We start from the raw sequence: 22445 nt of genomic DNA on the forward strand, positions 1-22445 counted from the left end.
TAAAGGATATTTATGCAAAATAAACAAAATGTTGCAGGTGAAAAACTGCAAAAAATTCTTGCGCGAGCAGGCAAAGGTTCGCGCCGTGAAATTGAAGCCATGATTACTCAAAATCGTGTGAGTGTAGATGGCAAAATTGCGACGCTAGGTGACCGCGTTGAACTGAAAACCGACACCAAAATTCGCCTTGATGGGCAATTGGTGAACGTGCAGCCTGAGCAAAAACAGATCTGCCGTGTGCTGATGTATTACAAACCTGAAGGGGAGTTGTGTACTCGTCGCGACCCTGAAGGGCGTGCAACAGTGTTTGAACGCCTGCCAAAACTGCGCGGTGCACGCTGGATTGCGGTGGGACGGCTGGATATTAATACTTCTGGCTTGATGCTGTTTACCACCGATGGGGAGTTAGCCAATCGTTTAATGCACCCAAGCCGTGAAATTGAACGAGAATATTCTGTGCGCGTTTTTGGCGAAGTGAATGACGCGATGTTGCAAACATTGCGCAAAGGTGTGCAGCTTGAAGATGGCATGGCGGCGTTTAAGCAAATTAGTCCGCGCGGTGGGCAGGGGATTAATCAATGGTTTGATGTCACGCTAACAGAAGGTCGTAACCGAGAAGTTCGCCGATTGTGGGAGTCGCAAGGTGTACAGGTAAGCCGCTTGATTCGTATTCGCTATGGGAATATTGCCTTAACCAAGCAATTACCGCGCGGTGGCTGGCAAGAAATGAGCCTTAAAGAGGTGAATTATTTGCGTGAACTGGTGGGCTTAGCGTTAGAAACTGACTCTAAACTGGAACAACATCAGCCACAACGCCGATTAAAAACCGCTAAAATTCGTAAAGCGGTGAAACGTTTTTCAACTCCAAGTACTAGACGGCGTTAATCACAGTAATGAAGTTACAACAATTACGCTATTTAGTTGAAATAGCAGAGCAAAATCTTAATATTACAGATGCCGCCGAGGCGCTTTATACTTCACAGCCAGGTATCAGTAAGCAAGTGCGCTTGCTTGAGCAAGAGCTGGGGCTGGAGATTTTTGAGCGCAATGGCAAACACATTAAAAGCATTACGCCGCAAGGGGAGATGATTATCCAAATTGCGCGTGAATTGCTTGCCAAGGCGGAAAATATCAAATCCATTGCTCAAGAGTTCAACCGCCCTGATCATGGTTTATTACGCATTGCGACCACCAACACACAAGCACGCTATGTGTTGCCTGAGGTGGTCAAACGGTTTGTTAAGCGCTATCCAAATGTAAGTTTGCAAATCAATCAAGGCACGCCTGCTCAAATGGCAGAGCAGTTAGCGTCAGGCTGTGTGGACATGGCGATTATCACTGAAGGGCATAATCTGTTTGAAGATATGGCGTTATTGCCCTGTTATCACTGGAATCGCTCAGTCATCGTGCCTGCTGGGCATCCGTTAATTGAGCAAGAATTGAGTATTGAAACATTAGGGCAGTATCCGCTTGTGACCTATACTTTTGGGTTTATGGGGGCATCTGACTTAGCGAAAGCCTTTAATCATAAGGGCATTATGCCACACATTGCGTTTACCGCAACCGATGCTGATGTGTTGAAAACATATGTGCGGCTTGGTCTTGGTGTGGGCATTATTGCTTCAATGGCACATACGCCTGCAGATAGTGATTTAATTGCACTCGACGCTGCCCATTTATTTCATTACAGCAGCACGCATATCGCATTTAAACGTGGCACATTTTTACGCCAATATATGTATGACTTCATCGAATTTTTCGCACCGCACTTAACCAAAAGTGCGGTTGAAAAAGCGGAATTACTCAACAACAATCACGCAATCGATCAATTTTTCTCTCATATCAAACTCGCCCATCGCTAATTTCTAGCAAATACTAAAGTGCGGTCTAACCGCACTTTTTTTTGCATTCAATTTTAAAAATAGTGCAATAAAGCCTACTTAACACTGTTATTTTTTAAATATGCACATCGCAGCATCGCATTTTTACAATGTGCTGATAAATATCAGTGACACTGTATAACTTCTGTATTTCATTTGGATAAAAGTGACAAAAACTGCAAAATAACAGACACAGTGTGAATAGCACACTTGTGGATAACCCTGTGATTTTATTATATCGTAGTATCTGCTCACCTTATCACTAATTGCGCATAATGTATATTATGTTAAATGTAATAATTATAAATGTCACTTTTTAATCTCATGCAGTGCTCTATTCACAGTTGTTTTCAGGAATAGAAAATAAATACGATTGATTCATTGGTTGGCAATATTCTGTGACTGTGTCACATTTAATCGGTGGTGATATAACAAACACCGCGGCGTTTTAAAAAACGTGCGTAGGTAAAATCTGAGCATTTTTAGCTACTGTGATACACCAGATTTTAAAATTTGCACATCAAATTGCACTTTGCTTTTTAGAAGTGAAATGATAATAGTTGTTATTTCTTTATTTTTTAACAACTTACGAACAAGTTTGGCTTGCTTTTATACAAAAAGACGGTATGATTAGGCTATCGCTATTAAAAAACGCATTTTAATAGTCCAAATCGAAATAATTTCTATTAAAAGGATATCAATATGTTAAATTGTAAAATTATTGATAAATTAAACGAACAGATTAATTTAGAATTCTACTCTTCTAACCTGTATCTTCAAATGAGTGCGTGGTGTGCGCAGAAAGGGTTTGAAGGTGCTGCTGCATTTTTGTTAAAACACGCTGATGAAGAAATGCTACATATGCAAAAGCTGTTTCAGTATTTAAATGACACAGGGAATATGCCAGTGTTAGGCGAGATTGAAGCGCCAAAAAAAGATTTTGCCTCTCTTAAAGAAGTGTTTGAATTGACACTGGAGCATGAAAAACATATCACCAAAAAAATCAATGAATTGGTTGAAGTGACCTTTGAATGCAACGATCAATCCAGCTTCCATTTCTTGCAATGGTATGTGGCAGAACAGCATGAAGAAGAAAAATTGTTCGGCAGCATCATTGATAAATTCAATTTGTTAGGCGACAGCGGTTTATCGCTCTATTTCATCGATAAAGAATTGGCAGCATTGTAAGGGGAAAGATATGTTATCACAAAATATTATTAACGATTTAAATGAACAACTTAATCTTGAGTTTTATTCTTCAAACCTTTATTTGCAAATGAGTGCGTGGTGTGAAAAGCAAGGCTACCCAGGCGCCGCAAAATTTTTACTTGCTCACGCCGATGAAGAAATGCAACACATGCGTCGCTTATTCACCTATTTGACAGAGACAGGGGCATTGGCGGTGATCGGCAAAATTGAAGCACCAGCTCATGAGTTTGAATCTCTAAAACAAGTGTTTGAATTGACCTATAAGCATGAGAAATTAGTGACATCGCAAATCAATGAATTGGTGGATATTACCTTTAGTGAGAAAGATTTTTCTTCTTTCAACTTCTTACAATGGTATGTGGCTGAACAACACGAAGAAGAAAAACTATTCACCTCTATTTTAGATAAATTCAACCTTGTGGGTACTGATGGCCGTGGGCTTTATCACATTGATAATGAACTGGCTAAATTGGCGGGCGGAGAGGCTGCTACTCAAGGCTAATTTGTTACCCTGTCACGAAGGTCGCCGATTGGCGACTTTTTTATTACTCACTCTGCTCTGTCTGCACCGCACTTTGAGTATATGGATTGTGATAAGTGCGGTATAAAAATGCACTGATTAAAATCAGCAACGCAATAACAATTTGAATAATGCGGGCTTTCGTCAGTTTTTGCACGGGCATGGTGTATCCTTTTCTTTTCTCACTGGCAAAATAATGCTAGAATTATTGAGTTAGATCAATTTTTATAAGGGATTTTTATGGCTCCAATCATCTCAGGTATTCGCGTACAGTCTGGTGGTTGTGCAATTCATTGTCAGGAATGCAGCATTAGCACGCTGTGCATTCCCTTTACGCTGAATAATCAAGAATTGGATCAGCTTGATAATATTATAGAACGAAAAAAGCCCATTCAGAAATCACAAATTCTGTTTAAAGCGGGTGATCCGCTGCGCTCATTATATGCTATTCGCTCTGGTACAATCAAAACTTACACCATCAGCGAAACAGGTCAAGAACAAATCACTTCATTTCATTTACCAGGCGATTTAGTCGGCTTTGATGCGATTACGGATATGCGCCACCCGAGCTTTGCGCAAGCCTTAGAAACGGCGATGGTGTGTGAAATTCCGTTTGATATTTTAGATGATTTGGCGGGAAAAATGCCGAAATTGCGCCAGCAAATCATGCGCTTGATGAGCAGCGAAATTAAAAGCGATCAGGAAATGATTTTACTGCTGTCGAAAATGAATGCGGAAGAGCGCTTAGCGGCGTTTATCAATAATCTTTCTGTGCGCTATTCGGCTCGCGGCTTCTCTGCTCGTGAATTTGGGTTAACCATGACCCGTGGCGATATTGCTAATTATCTTGGCTTGACGGTGGAGACCATTAGCCGGCTTTTAGGGCGGTTTAAAAAGAGCGGTATTTTGTCGGTGCAAGGCAAATTTATCACTATTAATGATATGGAAAAGCTCAAAACCATGGCCGATGCCACAAAATGTAAAGGAAAATAACAGCCTAGCCACTAAAATTGTTGTTGTTTAAGTGATTTTACTCTATTCTATAAGGAGTATTCCTTATCTTAGAGGTTTAACCCATGCGTTTTAACAACATTTTAGTGGTTATTGACCCCACTTCAGACACTCAACCTAGCCTTTCTCGCGCATTGCACCTTGCGCAACAGCTTGAAAAAGCTAATGAATCTGTAAAGCTAACGCTTTTTCTTTCTTTGTATGACTTCTCGTTTGAAATGAGTGCGATGCTCTCTTCTGAGGAGCGTGAAAGCATGCACCAAGGCGTGATTAGTCAGAAAAAGGCTTGGCTTGAGCAGCTTATCGCCAGCCAAATTCCTGCGCAGTCAACGATTCAAACTGATACTGCTGTGATGTGGAAATCTCGCGATTATGAAGCGATTATTGAACAAGTTGAATTAGGTCAGCATGATTTGGTGGTTAAAGAAGCTAAACCTGCCGAAGGGTTAGACGCATTGATTTTTACTCCAACCGATTGGCAGTTGCTGCGTAAATGTGCCTGCCCTATTTTAATGGTGAAAGAACACGAATGGCAAAGCGAAGGGCGCATTTTGGTAGCAGTGAATGTGTCTGACGATGAGGCCTATCACGATGTGTTAAATAAAAAATTGGTCACATCGAGTCGTGATCTGGCTTCGGTTTTGAGTGCTGGACGTATTCATCTTGTTTCAGCCTACCCGACTACGCCAGTCAATATGGCTATTGATTTGCCTGAATTTAACCCAAATGCCTACACTGACAGTGTGCGTGGACAGCATTTAATCAATATGAAGGCACTGCGTCAGCATTTCCATATTGATGAAGACCATACCCATGTGGAAGAAGGTTTACCTGAAGAGGTCATTCCACAAGTGGCTGAAGAAATTAAAGCTGAACTTGTCGTGCTTGGTACCATTGGGCGCACGGGGCTTTCAGCTGCCTTTTTGGGGAACACCGCTGAACACGTGATTGGGCGCCTAAATTGTGATGTATTAGCAATTAAGCCTGATCCAGAAACTGAAGCATAAAATGAAAGCCACCCAATCGGTGGCTTTTTGTTATGTGACCGCACTTTTATCATACAGCTTTTGCTTAGCGCATCATCAACACTGGGCGGTGGCTATAACGCGCAACTTTTACGGTATCTGAGCTTAAGCCCTCTTTTTTCTGCTGTTGGCGTGCCTTTTGGGTGGCCATCATCATAATCAAATCCACATCTTTTTCTTCTGCGATGCGGTTGACTTCTTCATATACCGTGCCATAAGCGACAATATGCTGCACTTTTTTGCCTTCGGGGAAGATATTTTTGGTGAATTCATGCAGCTTTTTGTTAGCCTCTGCCAGCACATCTTTATCGAAATTTTTTGGCAAAAATGACGACACAATGCTATTTGTTGGCGCAGGCACAATGCCCGCAACACGATAGATTGTCTTTTCTTGATGCTCGGTCATATCAAGTGCGGTTTGAATGAGGCGCTTGGCCTCACTCAGATGGCTTAAATCAATGACCACTAAGATATTATTAAACATTTACAGCTCCCTGTTGTTGGCGCAGCCGACGGCGGCGCTGATTCAATCCAAGCCCAACCAGTACTGCCAACGCTGGGACAAAGACCAGTTCTTTTGGCAAGGTGTCATGGCGTGGCAAGGCGACATACAAAATTGTTTGATCCCAGTTTAGGCCTGCTTTAGCGGCAGGTGATCCTAACTCGGCGTTATCAATAATAATTTTGTGGATTTGTTCGCCTTCAACTTCAATAGTTTCCCCTGTGTCAAGCAAGGTTAAGCCGAGGTCTTTAAGGCGGGTTTCACCATCTTGCCCTTCAGGCACTTTCAACTCGGTATAAAACTCAACTGGTGAGCCATATTGATTGATGCCTGCCACTTTCAAAGTGAACGGCTCGCCCACTGGTGCTTTTCCCAACTCTTCCACTAAGTGACTTGGTTGCACATGGCGGTCGGTTGGTGAGATATATTCCATAAAAAAGCCTGGGCGGAATAGTGCAAAGGAAATCAACAATAAAAGTGCGGTTTCCCACCATTTATTGTGATCAAAGAAATAGCGCATTGAGGCTGCCGTGAATGCCAATATAGCAATCGTGGCGACCACGAACACCATTATCCCCTTCCAGATATCTACATCAATCAACAACAAATCGGTGTTGAAAATAAACAAAAACGGCAAAAGTGCGGTTCGCAGGCTGTAGCCAAAGGCAATTAGCCCTGTTTGAATTGGTTTACCGCCCGACACCGCGGCAGCTGCAAACGACGCTAAACCAACAGGTGGTGTGACGTCTGCCATAATGCCGAAATAGAACACAAATAAGTGAACAGCAATTAATGGCACAATTAAACCGTTTTGACGACCAACTTCCACAATCACAGTGGCCATCAATGACGACACCACGATATAGTTGGCTGTGGTTGGCAAGCCCATGCCTAAAATTAAGCTAAACATCGCCACCAAAATCAGCATTAATAAAATGTTACCCATCGATAAGAATTCGATAATGCTAGAAAGCTGCACGCCGAAACCTGTAAGTGATACCACGCCCACGATAATGCCAGCGGTCGCAGTGGCAATGCCGATGCCGATCATATTGCGCGCGCCACCTTCAAGCCCTGTGACTAAGTCTTCAAAGCCTGCTTTAAATGCGTTGCCAATATCATTTTGCTTGCGGTAAAGCTGTAAGATTGGGCGCTGGGTGAGCAAAATAAAGCACAGCGCTAAACTGCCCCAAAAAGCTGACAGCCCAGGAGACATCCGTTCAATCATCAAACACCAAATCAAAATCACCACTGGCAGCAAAAAGTGCAAGCCAGCATTCACGGTTGGCTTCACCGACGGTAATTTCACAACTGGCGATTCAGGGTCGTCAATTTCCAAATCTTTAAAGCGTGAAACACGTTTAAGTAGTAGGAAATAGACTATCCCAACAATCACGGAAACAATGGCAAATGCGTGGCTTGGCGCAACGACTTTGATCCATCCTAAACTGTATTTAATCACGAAATAAAGTAAACAAATCGAGATAAACGTGCACAATGCGCGCAAAATGGTGATCATCAATGGTGACGGCGCATCAGAGCGCTCAAGGCCCTGCAAATTCATTTTGCAGGCTTCTAAATGCACGATATAAACCAATGCGATGTAAGAAATTACCGCAGGTAAAAAGGCATGCGTGATGAGTTCGTTATACGGCATATTGACGTATTCAATCATCAAAAACGCCGCTGCGCCCATCACAGGTGGCATAATTTGCCCGTTCACAGATGACGCTACCTCAACGGCGCCAGCCTTTTCAGACGAAAAGCCTACTCGTTTCATCATTGGAATGGTAAATGTACCAGTAGTTACTACGTTGGCAATGGATGAACCTGAAATCAATCCCGTCAAACCTGATGCCACCACCGCCGCTTTGGCTGGGCCACCTTTAAAATGCCCAAGATAAGCAAAGGCGGTCTTGATAAAATAATTTCCTGCCCCTGCTTTTTCTAGCAATGCACCAAATAACACGAACAAGAACACATATTTGGTGGAAACGCCTAACGCAACACCAAACACGCCTTCAGTGGTAACCCATTGTTGGTTGATGATGTGCTCCATCGTACCGGTGCGATGACTCACAATCCAGTCACCGGGGAAGAATTGCCCAACATAATTGTATAGTAAAAATACGGTTGCAATAATTACCAACGGCAGGCCGAGACTACGTCGTGTTGCTTCAAGTAACAAAATAATACCAACCACACCCACGATAATATCTTGTGTATTTGGTGCGCCAAAACGGGTGATAAGGCTTTCATAGAAAAAGAGATAATATGCGGCACAAAAAGCCGCCACAAAGGCAAAAATCCAGTCGATCAGTGGCACGCGATGAATCGGTGATGATTTAAATGCTGGGTACGACAGATAAGCCAAAAAGAGCGCAAACGCCAAGTGAATGGAGCGTGCTTTGGTGTCGTCAAACACCACGTTAATTGAACCTAGACCAATGGATCGCAAAAATTCCTGAAATACAAATGGCAGAGGTGAAGCGTAGTAAATTTGAAATAACGACCACGCAATCGCAACGCCAATAATCAGTTTTTTAGTAAAACCGTATGGGTTTCGTCCGCCTGTATCATTGGCGGCGACCATATCTTGCAAATCATCTTGATCTAGGGCCGTATTTTTTATATCAGACATACTTAATCCCTATATAATATGACACGAAAAGGCAGGGGAACCCCCTGCCCTAAGAAAAGCAAAAGTGCGGTTTGGATTACATCCAGCCACGTTCTTTATAATAGCGTACTGCACCTGGATGAAGTGGCGCAGACAAGGCATTTTTGATCATGTCTTGTTCTTTTAAATTAGCAAAGGCAGGGTGTAAGCGTTTGAAACGATCAAAATTGTCAAATACGGCTTTCACCACTTCGTAAACTTTATCTTCGCCGACATTCGCTTGTGTCACTAAAGTGGCATAAACCCCAAAGGTATCCGTTGGTTTATCTGAGCCTTTGTACAAGCCGCCTGGAATGGTTGCTTTCGCATAATACGGGAAGTCTGCAACCAGTTTATCAATAGCTTCACCTGTCACAGGCACTAAGTGCGCTGCACATGATGCGGCGGCTTCTTTTAGCGCTCCATTTGGATGCCCTACGTTATAGGTGATTGCATCAAGGTTGTTATCACACATCACAGAGGCCATTTCCGCAGGTTTAAGCTCTGATGCCACTTTAAATGCACTATCATCCCAACCCTTGGCATTTAAGATGACATTCATCGTAGCTCGTGTGCCAGAACCTGGGTCACCTACATTCACACGTTTGCCTTTTAAGTCATCAAAATTTTTGATGCCTGAATCATCGCGCGCCATAACGGTGAATGGTTCTGGATGAATGGAGAAAATGGCTCTAAGTTGATCATTTTTTTTGTCTTTAAAGGTGCTCGATCCATTGTAGGCATGATATTGCCAGTCAGATTGTACAATCCCCATATCAAATTGGTTGCTGGCAATGGCGTTAAGATTTCCAACCGAGCCACCACTTGATGGTGCATTACATTTAATGCCTGTTTTGGCAGAGTCACGGTTTACCAATTGGCAGACAGATTGCCCAACCACGTAGTAAACCCCTGTTTGGCCACCTGTACCGATGGTGATGAATTTATCTTCTGCCATCACTGCAGCTGAAGACACCATAAGACCTGTAATTAAAGATAACTTAAAGAGTTTCTTCATATTCTCTCCCTATGTTGTGTTTATAATCAGTGTGTTACACCGAGTAGAATGGTCAAGCTCCGAGATAAGCTTAATTGATAACATATATCAAACGTTATGTAAAAATCAACTACAAATGTGAAACATCTCAGATCAAATGTAAATTTTTTGCGTTTGCTCTCAAATTTGGACAAAACAACCGCACTTTTTAGCCTGTGACCGCACTTTGGGCGTATTGGCAAACCGCACTTTGCATGCCAAGTGCCTCCAGCGCGTGTTGCCAGCGCATATCCAATCCCGCTTGGCATATCAGCACCTTGCCTGTGGTGGGGTGAATAAAGTGAATTTGGCTGGCGTGCAGCATCAAGCCATTTACCCCAATATGCTGTGCAAAAGTGCGGTTTTGCCGCAAATCGCCATACACGGTATCGCCAATGATGGGGTGACGCAGGTGCTTCATGTGCCGTCGTAGTTGGTGTTTGCGCCCTGTTTGTGGGTTAAGTTGCACCAACGTGTAACGAGAGGTGGGATAGCGATCATTGCTAGCAAAGGGCATTTCAGCCTGTAAAAGTGCGGTGTAATCGCTCACCGCCTCTTGTGCAGGCTTATCTGTGCGTGCAAATTTATCCGCAATTTTATCGTGCCGATAGCTCAGGGCGTAATCCACTCTCCCCTCGCCTGTTAAATACCCTCGCACAAGGGCAAGATAATTTTTTTTAATGGTTTTTTGCTCAAATTGCTCGCTTAACTGGCGCGCAACGCTCGGGTTTAGTCCAAATACCATCACGCCTGATGTGGGGCGATCAAGGCGGTGAATAGTGTAAACGTGTTGCCCGATTTGATCACGCAGCGTTTGCATTAAAAATGTGCTTTCGTGGCGATCAAGCCAGCTGCGGTGCACCAGCATATTGGCAGGTTTATTGACCACCACAACAGCATCATCTTGGTAGATAATGTCAATCGTGGCTGTCATTGAGTATACGCTCCAGCGCATATAGTGGGGTTAAAATGCGTGCCAATTGGTCCGTTTCTTTCATCGCCTCTTCGATATAAGGCGAAATGGCAAAATTACGCGGCAGATCTGCTTTTGCGGCCAGCAAAGCTCGCATCCGTGGGATAAAAATCCATTGTAGCCATTCGTGCGGTTCGAGTGTATCAAGTGCAAAAGGCGCTGTGCTTGCCAGCTTGCTTGGATGTGGCGGCTGACTTTGCCACAAATTAAGTGCAACGAGACTCTCAGCGAGTTGTTGCAAATGTATTTCAACAAGGTGGGTCATAATATTCCTCTCAAATTTGCCTTATTCTACCCTATTTTATGCGTAAAGTTTGCAAGAAATACACAACATTGTGATACTATTTTCTCTTTTAAAATAACAATTATCCTATGCAAGACAAAAACGACATTATGCACCAGCTCACCCTTGGGCAGAAAGTGCAATATAAGGCTGAATACGACCGCACTTTACTGCAAGGTGTGCCACGCGCATTGCAACGCCGAACATTGGGCGACTCACCGCACTTTTGTGCTGGCGCAGATTTTTGGACGCTATATGAGTTATCATGGCTTAGCCCCACAGGCATGCCACAGGTGGCGATTGGCGAAGTGGCTGTCGATTGCTTTAGTCCCCATTTAATTGAATCGAAAAGCTTTAAGCTTTATCTTAACAGTTTTAATCAAACGCAGTTTGCCAATATTGATGAGGTGCAAGCGACCCTTGCTCGGGATTTACAAGCGTGCGCACAAGGCGATGTCAAAGTGCGGTTGCACCCACTGTCGCATTATGCACAAACGCCCATTGTGGAATTGTCTGGTGAATGCATTGATACGCCAACCGTAGAGATTACGACTTACGATTACACTCCTGAACTACTTACCGATGTTGCAGGTAAGGAGCAAGTAACAGAAACCTTAGTCAGCCATGTGTTGAAATCGAACTGTTTGATCACCCAACAACCTGATTGGGGCAGCGTGCAAATTCACTACACGGGGGCGAGACTTGACCGCACTTTACTACTGCGTTATTTGGTGTCGTTTCGCCAACATAATGAATTTCACGAACACTGTGTAGAGCGCATTTTTCACGACATTATGCACTACGCTAAACCACAAAAATTATGCGTTTACGCCCGTTACACTCGCCGTGGTGGCTTGGATATTAATCCATGGCGTGCCAATTTTGTACCCGAGATAATTTCACAAGGCCGCCTTGCACGACAATAGCGGCACAAAGAAGGAGAAAAAATGAGTTCTCATATTATTAATCCGCGTGGGAGCATGGATCAGCTCTCGCACTTAGAAGTTGAGCTGCTGCAAAAAGGCGCAGCAGGTAATTTATACCCACTTTATCGTAACTGTTCACTGGCGGTGCTCAATTCAGGCTCGGTGACTGACGACAGCCGCATTTTGCTGACCAAATATGCCGATTTTGAAATCGAGCTTGTGGCGCGTGAACGAGGCATTTCCTTACGTTTGATTAATCCGCCAGAAGATGCGTTTGTTGATGATAAATTAATCCGTAATATTCAATATCACTTGTTTGCCGTCTTGCGGGATATTTTGTTCGTTAATGTGATCACCAAATACAATGCCAACGGTGTGTGTGGCAGCAACGCAAACAAAATTACTAACTATATTTTCACCATTTTGCGTAATGCAAAAGCATTGATTGTCGGTGAACAGCCTAATTTAGTGGTTTGCTGGGGTGGACACTCCATTGGTGATGTAGAATATGCCTACTGCCGTGCGGTCGGACTACAATTGGGCTTGCGCGAGCTGAATATTGTCACAGGCTGTGGACCAGGTGTTATGGAGGCACCGATGAAGGGGGCTGCCATTGGGCATGCTAATCAGCGTTTTAAAAATAGCCGTTTTATCGGGATTACTGAGCCATCGATCATTGCCTCTGAGCCGCCGAATCCGATCGTCAATGAGCTGATCATTATGCCAGATATTGAAAAGCGCCTCGAAGCATTTGTGCGTATGGGACATTGTATAGTGGTGTTTCCTGGGGGCCCAGGTACGTTTGAAGAACTGCTGTATATTATCGGTATTAAGCTCAACCCTGCCAACAAAGACATTCCACTGCCCCTTTATTTAACGGGTCCAAAAGAAAGTGCGGACTATTTTGTCACCATTGATCGTTTTATCGGTGATGTTTTTGGCCCAGAGGTGCAATCGCTGTATGAAATCATTATTGATGATCCTGTAAAACTTTCACGTGAAATCAGCCATCAGATGGGCAAAATTCAACAAGCGCGTGCACAAGGTAATGACTCTTATGGTTTTAATTGGCGGCTTGAAATTGCTGAGGCTTTCCAGCAGCCATTTGAGCCAACCCATAAAAATATGAGCGCGCTGGACTTGCACCTTGAGCAAAGTAAAGCCGATTTAGCCGCCAATTTGCGCCGTGCATTTTCGGGCATTGTGGCGGGCAACATCAAACCTGATTATATCGAAAAAGTCGAACAACTCGGTCCGTATGAGCTCCATGGTGACCCAGTTTTACTTGAGAAGATGGATCAAGTGCTTAAAGATTTCATCACCCAAGACCGCATGAAACTGCCAGGCGGTGATGCCTACCAGCCGTGTTATAAAATCATGAAATAACCGCCATAAAAAAAACCGCACTTTTAAAAGTGCGGTTTTTGTTTGCCTGCGCATTGAGCTATTTAATCAAGCCCATCGCTTTGGCAATTTCAAGGTTAACAGCTAGTACATTGACCGTATCAGCCCCAAATACCCCAAACAATTTGCCAGAGGTGTTATTGGCAATCATTTGTTTGACTTGCTGTTCACTTAGACCAGATGCTTTCACAATCCGCGGCACTTGTACACTTGCCGCTTCAGGTGAAATATCTGGATCGAGGCCAGAACCAGATGCTGTGAGTAAATCTGCTGGGATTTGCTCTTGTTTGATGTCAGGGTTACGTGCTAAGAAAGCTTGTAAATCCTGTGCAACTCGCGCTTTGAGATCAGGGTTAGATGGTGCATAGTTATCTGAACCTGAACTAATTCCCTCAAACTTATCACCACTTAAGGTAACTTGTTCGCCGTTTTTCTCATCGTACATGTTGTAACCAACAGCAGACGGACGAGACCATAAATAGTAGTCGGCATCAAATTGTTGCCCCACATAACGTGCGCCTACAGCTTGACCATCGACCGTCACCAAGCTTCCTTTGGCTTGATCAGGGAAAAGCCAAGAGGAAAGTGCGGTCATCGCCAGCGGGTAGCCTAATCCACAAATGGCCATAAACAACAGTGAGATGACAATCGCTGGGCGTAAGTTTTGCACAATACTTTTCATTCTTCTCTCCTTAAAAACCTAATGCTTGCAATAACGGTGCAATGATGATATCGATGAGTTTAATGCCGATAAATGGCACCACAACACCACCTAAACCATAGACCATCATATTGCGCGCTAACAACTTGCCAGAGGACATTGGGCGGTATTTTACACCACGCATGGCCAATGGAATCAGGCATGGGATAATGATAGCATTAAAGATTAATGCCGACAAAATCGCACTCGCAGGCGTTGCTAGGTTCATAATATTGAGCACTTGCATTTGCGGAATGGCCAACATAAACATTGCTGGGATGATAGCAAAATATTTTGCAATATCATTAGCAATGGAGAAGGTGGTCAAACTACCGCGGGTGATCAAAAGCTGTTTACCGATTTCAACCACTTCCAAAATTTTGGTTGGGTCAGAATCAAGGTCAACCATGTTGGCCGCTTCTTTTGCTGCAGTGGTACCACTGTTCATTGCAAGGCCGACATTCGCTTGTGCCAAGGCTGGCGCATCGTTGGTACCATCCCCTGTCATAGCAACAATTTTACCTTCAGCTTGTTCTTTTTTGATCACATCAATTTTGTCTTCTGGCTTACATTCTGCCACAAAACCGTCCACGCCAGCTTCTTTTGCGATAGTAGCTGCGGTCAATGGGTTGTCACCAGTACACATAATAGTTTTGATACCGATTGCGCGCAGGCGTTCAAAACGCTCAACCATGCCTGGTTTCACGGTATCTTTAAGGTAAATCACCCCTAAGATGCGGTTGTTTTCACACACGGTTAACGGTGTGCCACCAAGGCCGGAGACTTCGCTGACGGTATTTTCTAAATCAGATGGGATTTCACCACCTTTTTCCAACACATAGTTGCGAATGGCATCACTCGCCCCTTTGCGAATGGCAGTGCCGTCGGCCAAATTCACCCCACTCATACGGGTTTGTGCGGTAAATTCAATAAACTCTGCATCAGTTTGCTCAGGGGTGTTGTCACCCATGTTGCGTGCCAATTCTAAAGTTGATTTTCCTTCTGGTGTTTGGTCTTTATAACAGGTTAACACCGCACAGCGAATCAACTCTTCTTTAGTTGCATTGCCTACAGGGTAAAACTCAGCGGCCATACGGTTACCAAAGGTAATGGTACCTGTTTTATCCAAAATCATGGTATCTACATCACCACAGGCTTCCACTGCTTTACCTGACATTGCAATCACGTTAAAGCGAGTCACACGGTCCATCCCCGCAATCCCGATAGCAGATAGCAAACCACCAATGGTAGTTGGAATCAAACACACAGCTAACGCAATCAGAGTTGAAATTGGCAATTGCACACCAGAATAGATACTGATTGGATAAAGTGTAATGATCACAATCATAAAGATGATGGTCAGTGACACCAACAGCGTATTAAGTGCAATTTCATTTGGGGTTTTCTTACGTGAAGCGCCTTCTACCAATGAAATCATGCGATCTAGGAAGCTATTGCCTGGATCAGCCGTGATTTGGATTTTCAGCCAGTCAGATACTACAGTTGTACCGCCTGTGACTGAACAAAAATCACCGCCAGACTCACGTACAACAGGAGCAGATTCCCCAGTAATGGCAGATTCATCGACAGAGGCAATCCCTTCAATGACTTCACCGTCACTTGGGATGACTTCGCCGGCGGACACCATCACGATATCACCGCGTTTTAGCTCACTCGAAGAGACCACAGTTTCACTACCGTCGCTGTTAAGTAGGCGAGCTTGAGTTTCTTTTTGGGTTTTCTTCAAACTGGCTGCTTGGGCTTTACCACGTCCTTCAGCCACAGATTCGGCAAAGTTGGCAAATAAAATTGTTACAAACAAAATGATCGCTACAATAATATTGTAGATGCGAGCATTGCTTGAGCTTTCATCGCCAAAAATAGCTGGATAAATCGACAACACCAATGTGATGAAAAAGCCGATTTCAACGACAAACATGACTGGGTTTTTCATCATATAAAGTGGGTTAAGTTTGGTAAACGAGCCCACAATTGCTTGGCGTAAAATCTCTGGTGTAATCAGTTTTTGATTTTGTTTTTTCTTACTCATGTTCTCCCCCTAATTATCCCCAAATTGTTAAATGTTCTGCAATCGGCCCAAGTGCAAGCACTGGGAAGAAAGTTAATGCTGCAAAAACATAAACAACAAACACGAGAATAATGGCAAAAGAGATAGTGTCTGTGTGTAATGTACCTGCGGATTCATTCACAAAGGCTTTTTTCATGATTGAGCCTGCAATGGCAAGTTGTAATGCAATAGAGATATAGCGACCAAAGAGCATTACTAAGCCAGTGCTGACGTTCCAAAAGAGCGAGTCATCGCTTAATCCTTCAAAGCCAGAGCCGTTGTTAGCTGCTGATGAACTGTATTCATACAACACTTGTGACAGTCCATGGAAGCCTGGATTGGTGATACCTTCGAGTCCACCTTGGGTGGCTACAGCGAGTGCAGATGAAGCTAAAATCAACAATGGATGCACAATAATGCAAAGTGCGGTCAGCTTCATTTCACGGCCTTCGATTTTTTTACCTAAATATTCAGGTGTACGACCAATCATCAAGCCACAGATAAACACGGCCAAAATGGCATATAAAATCATGTTCATCAAGCCAACACCTTTACCACCAAACACAACGTTGAGCATCATTTGCAATAATGGCACCATACCGCCAAGTGGGGTTAAGGTATCATGCATATTGTTCACAGTACCCGTGGTAAATGAAGTTGTGGTGGTTGAGAACATCGCAGATTGAGCAATGCCAAAGCGCACTTCTTTACCTTCCATACTACCCATCGCTTGATTTAAGCCAATGTTGGATAAAATTGGATTGCCTTGACTTTCAGCCCAATAGCACAATGCGAGTGCGAGTAGGAACAAAATACTCATTGCTAAGAAGATACTGCGACCTTCACGTCCAAAGAAACGTACACTCATACCACGCGCTGCGGCGTTTTGCGCCATGCGATCTTTAACCATTTTACCAAAGGCAATAACACAAGAACCTGGTAAAATCATCATGGCATAAAGCTCAATGAGGTCGGTTATGATGTTTGGATTTTCAATTGGAGTGGATGAGTTTGCACCAATAAAGCCACCACCGTTGGTACCGACGTGCTTGATGATTTCAATAGCAGCTGCAGGCCCCATAGCAATCACTTGTTTGTGCCCTTCTAAAGTGTTGATCACAATATTAGCGTCCATATTTTGAGGTACACCTTGCCAAACCAACAACAAACAACCAATAATAGACAATGGTAGCATCACACGGATGATAACACGGGTTAAATCCACATAAAAATTACCCATGTTGTCTTTACTTTTACCCGCTAAGCCACGAATAAATGCCATGCACGCCGCATAGCCACTGGCAGCGGAAACAAACATCATAAAGCAAATAACAACCATTTGTGACAGATATGACAAACCAGATTCACCACTGTAGTGCTGTAAGTTGGTGTTGGTCATAAAGCTGATGATGGTATTGAACGCCAAAGACGATTCCATGCCTTCAATCCCATTTGGGTTGAACAGTGAAATGCTTTGACCACGCAAAACGAGATAACCTATTAACACCATAATGGCGTTAGTTAACACCAGCGCAATGGCATATTGCTTCCAATTCATGGTGCTGTCGTAACGTACACCGATGATTTTGTAAAGTAGGTTATCAATTGGATTGAACACAGGGTCGAACACAGTTTTGTTGCCTTGTGCAATATTGGCTAAGTAATGCCCCATCGGGATTACAATCAGCAAAAATATAATAAACGTTAAACTTAGCTGAAACATACGAATCTCCTAAAATAGGTTAAAACTGTTCGGGATGTACCAGCGCGTAAAACAGATAAAGCACCAGTAAAACAATCATTATTCCAAGTATCCACATATTTACCTCTCTCTATTCTTTCGCATTCAGTTGGCTTTGACACCACGCAATGAGCACGAAAATTAGTCCATAACCTAAAACCATTGCAATTAACATTGCGACATCGAGCATATTCCACCTCCTAGTTGATTGAGAAATTGATTCTGCCCATAAAAAAATAGCCTCCAAAGTGGAGGTCATCTCATGATTTTTGTGTATGAAATACTCAATTTTTGCTGTTTTACTGTATGTTTTTTCTCCGTTAAAAATTCAACAAGGCGATAATACTCCTTTAAAATAAAAAAACAACCAAAATAGTTTAATTTTGTTATTTTTAACATTTGTTGTTATTTTGGGGCTTTTTATTGAATTTTAGCTGCAAAGTTACGTTATTTATCAAACTAAATAAAAATTTTAAAATAATCAAAACGAATAAAATTTGGTCAAACGAATCATAGCTTATTCATTATTTGGTGATTGGGTAGAAAAAAACGGCCTTGCCTAAGCAAGGCCGACAAGTGATTGCTATTTGTGAAAAATGCGGTTCACGCGGTTTTTCACCGAAGATAAAAAGTGCGGTTTAGATTTTGGTAAGTGTCTTTCAAATGCAAAACGCGTGTTTTCAATACTTAAACGTCGCCGCTCAAGTACTAAACCACATTCGTTAAGTAGTGCAACAACTAAGTTTTTTTCAAAAAATGAGAGTGGTTTATCACCGATCGGGATGCCGACTACCCCCATTACAGTATCCATACTACGTACTGCGAGGTAAAGATTTTTGACGTGCGCCAAGGTTTTCGTTGTTGCACCAGCTTGTTTGTTGTTTTTCGCAACCCATTTGGCCACGGCGCGTTCTTCAATGGTCATGTTAGCCACTGCGTTCTCACCATCGCCATCTTGCTCAATATTCACCCCTTGGAAATGTAATGCGCCTTGGCCAGTAGCCTCAGTTTGTGCATACACAATAGAGCGATTGAGCAACTGACTAAGCAACTTAGCAGCAATGCTTAAAATTTCTTTTTCATTGTCGCCCTGCTGTAAATGCTGACTGGCATTAAGCAAAAGCTCAATATAATATGCCCGTTGCGCAGCTTGGTTAGCCTGCTCTTGCACTTTAGTTGTGAGCGTGCTGGCAATCATACTGGCGATGATCATAATTGCAAAAGTGATGAGGTATTCAGGATCATTGACCATCAGCGTAAAACGTGGATCAGTAAAGAAGTAGTTGAACAGCAATACACTGAACACCGAGCATAACACGCCATAAAATATCCCCTGTGTCAGAATGGAGGTGATTAATACCGCTACCAAATAAACAATCACCACATTGGCTTCACGCATTCCATTAGAGTCAAATAAAATGCTGATTGCTGTCGCAATGGCGGTAATGAGCAGCATTTTGATAAAATCACCACCATTAAACTGGAAGGCTTTTTTATTGCGCCTAAACAGTGCCTTGCGCCCTTTCTCCACTGGCTGATTGTCGGGGATAACATAAATATCAATGTTTTCCAAAAGTGGCGGTAGTCGATCGGCTAATGCTTTTTGCCGTCCAAACCAACCGCGTTTTTGATAAGTGGAACGCCCAAGCACAATTTTAGTCACCCCACTGGATTTCGCATATTCAGCAATCTGTTCAGCAGGGTCTTCACCATAAATGGTGTTAACTCGTGCACCAAGTTGTTCAGCAAGATGTAAATTTCCTCGTAAGCGTTTGCGCTCTTGCTCGTTCATTGCCTCAGTACGACTATTTTCCAGCAAAAGTGCGGTAAATCCGCAGTGGAATGCTTCAGCCATACGCGCTGCAGAGCGGATCACCTTCGCATTTGATGGCAAGTCGGATAAACAAATTAAAATATGTTCACCCACAAGGCTGCCAGCGGCTTTACCTTGCTTAATAGAGTGCTGATTAAGTCTATCAGCGCAGCGACGCAGTGCAATTTCACGTAATGCGGCAAGATTGTCTAGATTAAAGAAATTATCTAGTGCTCGAGATGCTTGTACTTTTTGATAAATTTTTCCTTCTTGAAGACGTTTAATTAAATCGCTTGGTTCAATATCCACTAGCTCAACTTGTGATGCCATATTAAAAATTTCATCAGGCACACGCTCAGACACGGAGACTTTAGTGATCGACGCGACTTGATCATATAAAGATTCAAGATGCTGCACATTGACAGTGGTATAAACATCAATGCCGTTATTAAGCAATTCTTTAATATCTTGATAGCGTTTTAAATGGCGACTGCCTTGCGCATTACTGTGCGCTAATTCATCAACCAAAATTAATTCGGGCTTTCTTGCAAGCGCTGCATCAAGGTCAAACTCTGTTAGTGCGATATTTTTATACTCTAGCTGCTTAGTAGGTAAAATTTCTAAACCATCGAGTAATGCAAGTGTATCAGGACGGGTATGGCGTTCAACATAGCCAACTACGACATCACGCCCTTCGTCTTTAGCCTTATGAGCAGCTTTCAACATTGTGTAGGTTTTTCCAACACCTGCCGCAAAACCAAAAAATATTTTTAATTTACCTTGAGTAGACGACGTTTCCGTTTCTCCTTGAATTTTCTTCAATAACACCTGTGGATCAGGGCGGCTTTCATCATCAATCATATAATAACCTCACTTGTATAATAAGATACTATAATAAACACATATTCCATCTATGTTAATTTCTTAATCCAATACCTTTATTAATTAAATAATAAACGAAACCATACAACGCAATGATAAAGAGCGCAAGCACCATAAAAGTGCGGTATAGCGCAATATCACTCACACCCAAGAAGCCAAAACGAAACCCGTTGATCATATATACAATGGGGTTGAGTTTCGATACGCCTTGCCAAAATTCAGGTAACAGCGAGATCGAATAAAACACGCCACCAAGATAGGTTAATGGCGTTAGCACAAATGTTGGGATAATGGAGATGTCGTCAAATGAGCGGGCAAATACGGCATTAATCAATCCACCGAGAGCAAAAGTCGCACTGGTCATCAATAAAATGGCTAAGATGACCCACCACGAATGCACATGCAACGGTACAAAAAAGAGTGACACGATAGTCACTAATGTTCCAACAATAATTCCGCGAGCCATACCTCCACACACATAGCCTAGAATGATCACATGAGTTGAGGTTGGCGACACTAAAAGCTCCTCAACATTGCGTGCAAATTTGGTGCTATAAAACGAAGAGGCCACATTGGCGAATGAATTAGTAATGACCGACATCATAATCAGTCCTGGCACAATAAATTGAATGTAGCTATATCCGCCCATCTCGCCGATACGTGAGCCGATTAATTGCCCAAAAATCACGAAATAGAGCGTCATCGTGATGACGGGTGGCACTAAGGTTTGCACCCAAATACGCATAAAACGATGAATTTCTTTGTGTAAAATCGTGAAAAACGCCACGCGTGACAACGACATATTATGCTCCTTGTGTGCTTTTTTGTGTTAACGCCATACGGATAAACAGCTCTTCCAAGCGATTGGTTTTATTACGCATACTCAGTACATCAATCTGTTGAGCGCTAAGCTGAGCGAATAAGTCATTTAGCCCTTGGCGACGCGACACATCCACCTCGAGCGTGTTGTCGTCCACCAAGCGGGTAACATAGCCTTCAATTTGTGGCTTGACCGCACTTTGTGCTAAATCGAGCACAAACGTTTCCGATTCTAGCTGGCTTAACAGTGCTTTCATGGTAGTGTCGACCACCAGCCGTCCGTGTTGAATGATGCCAATGTGGCGGCAAAGCATTTCTGCCTCTTCTAGATAATGGGTGGTGAGAATGATGGTGGTGCCGTGCTGATTGATTTCGCGTAAAAAATGCCACATTGAACGGCGCAGTTCGATGTCCACGCCTGCCGTTGGCTCATCTAAAATCAGCAAGCGAGGGTTGTGCATTAGTGCGCGAGCAATCATTAAACGGCGTTTCATGCCACCTGATAGGCGCATAGATTTTTGATCTCGCTTGTCCCACAAATCGAGCATTTTCAGCCATTTCTCGGCACGTTTGATCGCCTCTTTGCGTGGCACGCCGTAGTAGCCCGCTTGGTTGATCAAAATATTCATCGCGGTTTCAAAATTATTGAAGTTAAATTCTTGTGGTACTACGCCAATTTGCTTTTTCAGTTCGGTCAGTTGAGTGTCGAGATCAAACCCAAATACCCGTACGTTGCCCGCACTTTTGGTGACCAATGAGCTTATGATGCCAATCGTGGTGGATTTGCCTGCCCCATTGTGCCCCAACAGCGCATAAAAATCCCCTTCTTGCACGCGTAAATTAATCCCATATAGAGCGGTGAAGCCGTTTGGATACGTCTTCTTCAGCCCTTCTATCTCAAGTGCATACATCAAAATACCTTCATACTGATTCATCTCAATGTCGCATAGTATACACCATCTCACCGTCACTGGCGAAGATGATACTGGCATAA

20 protein-coding genes and 1 pseudogene are annotated in these 22445 nt (G+C 43.2%); 8 read left to right on the top strand and 13 right to left on the bottom strand.

From position 1 onward, the window contains the following. Positions 1–18 precede the first annotated feature (18 nt). The 4 genes and pseudogenes from rluB to ftnA (HPC38_RS06635) form a co-directional block, all read left to right on the top strand. Positions 19–885: pseudogene (gene rluB / locus HPC38_RS06620) on the top strand (23S rRNA pseudouridine(2605) synthase RluB); the annotation flags it as partial. 8 nt (positions 886–893) lie between these two features. Further along, positions 894–1862, top strand: a complete 969-nt coding sequence (cysB, locus tag HPC38_RS06625) for an HTH-type transcriptional regulator CysB (protein ID WP_208120503.1) — start codon at positions 894–896, stop codon at positions 1860–1862. A gap of 720 nt (positions 1863–2582) precedes the next feature. Continuing rightward, complete coding sequence (ftnA, locus tag HPC38_RS06630; protein WP_208120504.1) at positions 2583–3068, top strand: non-heme ferritin; 486 nt, start codon at positions 2583–2585, stop codon at positions 3066–3068. A 10-nt stretch (positions 3069–3078) separates the two neighbouring features. Beyond that, complete coding sequence (gene ftnA / locus HPC38_RS06635; RefSeq protein ID WP_208120505.1) at positions 3079–3591, top strand: non-heme ferritin; 513 nt, start codon at positions 3079–3081, stop codon at positions 3589–3591. Between the two features lie 43 nt (positions 3592–3634). Here ftnA (HPC38_RS06635) and HPC38_RS06640 read toward each other — a convergent pair whose 3' ends face one another. Next, positions 3635–3772: a hypothetical protein gene (locus HPC38_RS06640; protein WP_208120506.1), complete on the bottom strand. Its 138-nt coding sequence runs from the start codon at positions 3770–3772 to the stop codon at positions 3635–3637. 77 nt (positions 3773–3849) lie between these two features. Between HPC38_RS06640 and HPC38_RS06645 the strand changes: the two genes are divergently transcribed. Together HPC38_RS06645 and uspE are read left to right on the top strand one after the other, a co-directional pair. Continuing rightward, positions 3850–4602, top strand: a complete 753-nt coding sequence (locus HPC38_RS06645) for an FNR family transcription factor (protein ID WP_208120507.1) — start codon at positions 3850–3852, stop codon at positions 4600–4602. An 83-nt stretch (positions 4603–4685) separates the two neighbouring features. Continuing rightward, on the top strand, positions 4686–5627 hold the full coding sequence (gene uspE / locus HPC38_RS06650; RefSeq protein WP_208120508.1) for a universal stress protein UspE: 942 nt from the start codon (positions 4686–4688) through the stop codon (positions 5625–5627). 64 nt (positions 5628–5691) lie between these two features. Here uspE and HPC38_RS06655 read toward each other — a convergent pair whose 3' ends face one another. The 5 genes from HPC38_RS06655 to HPC38_RS06675 all read right to left on the bottom strand — a co-directional run bounded on the left by HPC38_RS06655 (position 5692) and on the right by HPC38_RS06675 (position 11080). Next, positions 5692–6129 carry a universal stress protein gene (locus HPC38_RS06655; protein WP_208120509.1) on the bottom strand — a complete coding sequence of 146 codons (438 nt, stop codon included), beginning with the start codon at positions 6127–6129 and terminating at the stop codon, positions 5692–5694. Next, positions 6122–8788 carry a TRAP transporter permease gene (locus HPC38_RS06660; RefSeq protein WP_208120510.1) on the bottom strand — a complete coding sequence of 889 codons (2667 nt, stop codon included), beginning with the start codon at positions 8786–8788 and terminating at the stop codon, positions 6122–6124. The genes HPC38_RS06655 and HPC38_RS06660 overlap by 8 nt, the downstream gene beginning before the upstream one ends. Positions 8789–8864: 76 nt before the next feature. Next, positions 8865–9824: a TAXI family TRAP transporter solute-binding subunit gene (locus HPC38_RS06665; protein ID WP_208120511.1), complete on the bottom strand. Its 960-nt coding sequence runs from the start codon at positions 9822–9824 to the stop codon at positions 8865–8867. Positions 9825–10011: 187 nt separating this feature from the next. Continuing rightward, the gene (truC, locus tag HPC38_RS06670; RefSeq protein WP_208120512.1) at positions 10012–10776 is read right to left on the bottom strand and encodes a tRNA pseudouridine(65) synthase TruC; all 765 of its coding nucleotides are present in this window, start codon (positions 10774–10776) and stop codon (positions 10012–10014) included. Continuing rightward, complete coding sequence (locus HPC38_RS06675; RefSeq protein WP_208120513.1) at positions 10760–11080, bottom strand: YqcC family protein; 321 nt, start codon at positions 11078–11080, stop codon at positions 10760–10762. The genes truC and HPC38_RS06675 overlap by 17 nt, the downstream gene beginning before the upstream one ends. Before the next feature lie 107 nt (positions 11081–11187). On the opposite strand from HPC38_RS06675, the gene queF reads away from it, so the two are divergent. Together queF and ppnN are read left to right on the top strand one after the other, a co-directional pair. Continuing rightward, complete coding sequence (queF, locus tag HPC38_RS06680; protein WP_208120514.1) at positions 11188–12024, top strand: NADPH-dependent 7-cyano-7-deazaguanine reductase QueF; 837 nt, start codon at positions 11188–11190, stop codon at positions 12022–12024. Between the two features lie 21 nt (positions 12025–12045). Next, entirely contained in the window at positions 12046–13410 is a 1365-nt protein-coding gene (ppnN, locus tag HPC38_RS06685; protein ID WP_208120515.1) for a nucleotide 5'-monophosphate nucleosidase PpnN, read from the top strand. 58 nt (positions 13411–13468) lie between these two features. On the opposite strand, the gene kdpC is transcribed toward ppnN, so the two are convergent. The 7 genes from kdpC to HPC38_RS06720 form a co-directional block, all read right to left on the bottom strand. Further along, on the bottom strand, positions 13469–14110 hold the full coding sequence (kdpC, locus tag HPC38_RS06690; RefSeq protein WP_208120516.1) for a potassium-transporting ATPase subunit KdpC: 642 nt from the start codon (positions 14108–14110) through the stop codon (positions 13469–13471). A 10-nt stretch (positions 14111–14120) separates the two neighbouring features. After that, positions 14121–16178: a potassium-transporting ATPase subunit KdpB gene (kdpB, locus tag HPC38_RS06695; RefSeq protein WP_235977677.1), complete on the bottom strand. Its 2058-nt coding sequence runs from the start codon at positions 16176–16178 to the stop codon at positions 14121–14123. A gap of 13 nt (positions 16179–16191) precedes the next feature. After that, positions 16192–17919 carry a potassium-transporting ATPase subunit KdpA gene (gene kdpA / locus HPC38_RS06700; RefSeq protein WP_208120517.1) on the bottom strand — a complete coding sequence of 576 codons (1728 nt, stop codon included), beginning with the start codon at positions 17917–17919 and terminating at the stop codon, positions 16192–16194. A gap of 19 nt (positions 17920–17938) precedes the next feature. Continuing rightward, the gene (gene kdpF / locus HPC38_RS10605) at positions 17939–18016 is read right to left on the bottom strand and encodes a K(+)-transporting ATPase subunit F (RefSeq protein ID WP_208120623.1); all 78 of its coding nucleotides are present in this window, start codon (positions 18014–18016) and stop codon (positions 17939–17941) included. A 504-nt stretch (positions 18017–18520) separates the two neighbouring features. Next, positions 18521–20611, bottom strand: coding sequence for a DUF4118 domain-containing protein (locus HPC38_RS06710; RefSeq protein WP_208120518.1), 2091 nt, complete (start codon positions 20609–20611; stop codon positions 18521–18523). Between the two features lie 55 nt (positions 20612–20666). Further along, positions 20667–21434 (bottom strand): ABC transporter permease, encoded by a 768-nt coding sequence (locus tag HPC38_RS06715; protein WP_208120519.1) that lies wholly within the window; start codon positions 21432–21434, stop codon positions 20667–20669. A 1-nt stretch (position 21435) separates the two neighbouring features. Next, entirely contained in the window at positions 21436–22362 is a 927-nt protein-coding gene (locus tag HPC38_RS06720; protein WP_208120624.1) for an ABC transporter ATP-binding protein, read from the bottom strand. Positions 22363–22445: the final 83 nt, after the last annotated feature.

The organism is Spirabiliibacterium pneumoniae (assembly GCF_014884995.1).
Classification (GTDB): domain Bacteria; phylum Pseudomonadota; class Gammaproteobacteria; order Enterobacterales; family Pasteurellaceae; genus Spirabiliibacterium; species Spirabiliibacterium pneumoniae.

What these genes read in the sequence shown, in the direction of transcription:
- uspE (WP_208120508.1), top strand. Translation starts at nt 4,686, where the DNA reads ATGCGTTTTAACAACATTTTAGTGGTTATTGACCCCACTTCAGACACT.
- HPC38_RS06715 (WP_208120519.1), bottom strand. Translation starts at nt 21,434, where the DNA reads ATGTCGTTGTCACGCGTGGCGTTTTTCACGATTTTACACAAAGAAATT.
- cysB (WP_208120503.1), top strand. Translation starts at nt 894, where the DNA reads ATGAAGTTACAACAATTACGCTATTTAGTTGAAATAGCAGAGCAAAAT.
- kdpF (WP_208120623.1), bottom strand. Translation starts at nt 18,016, where the DNA reads ATGTGGATACTTGGAATAATGATTGTTTTACTGGTGCTTTATCTGTTT.
- ftnA (WP_208120504.1), top strand. Translation starts at nt 2,583, where the DNA reads ATGTTAAATTGTAAAATTATTGATAAATTAAACGAACAGATTAATTTA.
- HPC38_RS06675 (WP_208120513.1), bottom strand. Translation starts at nt 11,080, where the DNA reads ATGACCCACCTTGTTGAAATACATTTGCAACAACTCGCTGAGAGTCTC.
- ppnN (WP_208120515.1), top strand. Translation starts at nt 12,046, where the DNA reads ATGAGTTCTCATATTATTAATCCGCGTGGGAGCATGGATCAGCTCTCG.
- kdpB (WP_235977677.1), bottom strand. Translation starts at nt 16,178, where the DNA reads ATGAGTAAGAAAAAACAAAATCAAAAACTGATTACACCAGAGATTTTA.
- HPC38_RS06710 (WP_208120518.1), bottom strand. Translation starts at nt 20,611, where the DNA reads ATGATTGATGATGAAAGCCGCCCTGATCCACAGGTGTTATTGAAGAAA.
- HPC38_RS06660 (WP_208120510.1), bottom strand. Translation starts at nt 8,788, where the DNA reads ATGTCTGATATAAAAAATACGGCCCTAGATCAAGATGATTTGCAAGAT.
- HPC38_RS06645 (WP_208120507.1), top strand. Translation starts at nt 3,850, where the DNA reads ATGGCTCCAATCATCTCAGGTATTCGCGTACAGTCTGGTGGTTGTGCA.
- kdpC (WP_208120516.1), bottom strand. Translation starts at nt 14,110, where the DNA reads ATGAAAAGTATTGTGCAAAACTTACGCCCAGCGATTGTCATCTCACTG.
- HPC38_RS06640 (WP_208120506.1), bottom strand. Translation starts at nt 3,772, where the DNA reads ATGCCCGTGCAAAAACTGACGAAAGCCCGCATTATTCAAATTGTTATT.
- HPC38_RS06655 (WP_208120509.1), bottom strand. Translation starts at nt 6,129, where the DNA reads ATGTTTAATAATATCTTAGTGGTCATTGATTTAAGCCATCTGAGTGAG.
- queF (WP_208120514.1), top strand. Translation starts at nt 11,188, where the DNA reads ATGCAAGACAAAAACGACATTATGCACCAGCTCACCCTTGGGCAGAAA.
- truC (WP_208120512.1), bottom strand. Translation starts at nt 10,776, where the DNA reads ATGACAGCCACGATTGACATTATCTACCAAGATGATGCTGTTGTGGTG.
- HPC38_RS06720 (WP_208120624.1), bottom strand. Translation starts at nt 22,362, where the DNA reads ATGTATGCACTTGAGATAGAAGGGCTGAAGAAGACGTATCCAAACGGC.
- ftnA (WP_208120505.1), top strand. Translation starts at nt 3,079, where the DNA reads ATGTTATCACAAAATATTATTAACGATTTAAATGAACAACTTAATCTT.
- kdpA (WP_208120517.1), bottom strand. Translation starts at nt 17,919, where the DNA reads ATGTTTCAGCTAAGTTTAACGTTTATTATATTTTTGCTGATTGTAATC.
- HPC38_RS06665 (WP_208120511.1), bottom strand. Translation starts at nt 9,824, where the DNA reads ATGAAGAAACTCTTTAAGTTATCTTTAATTACAGGTCTTATGGTGTCT.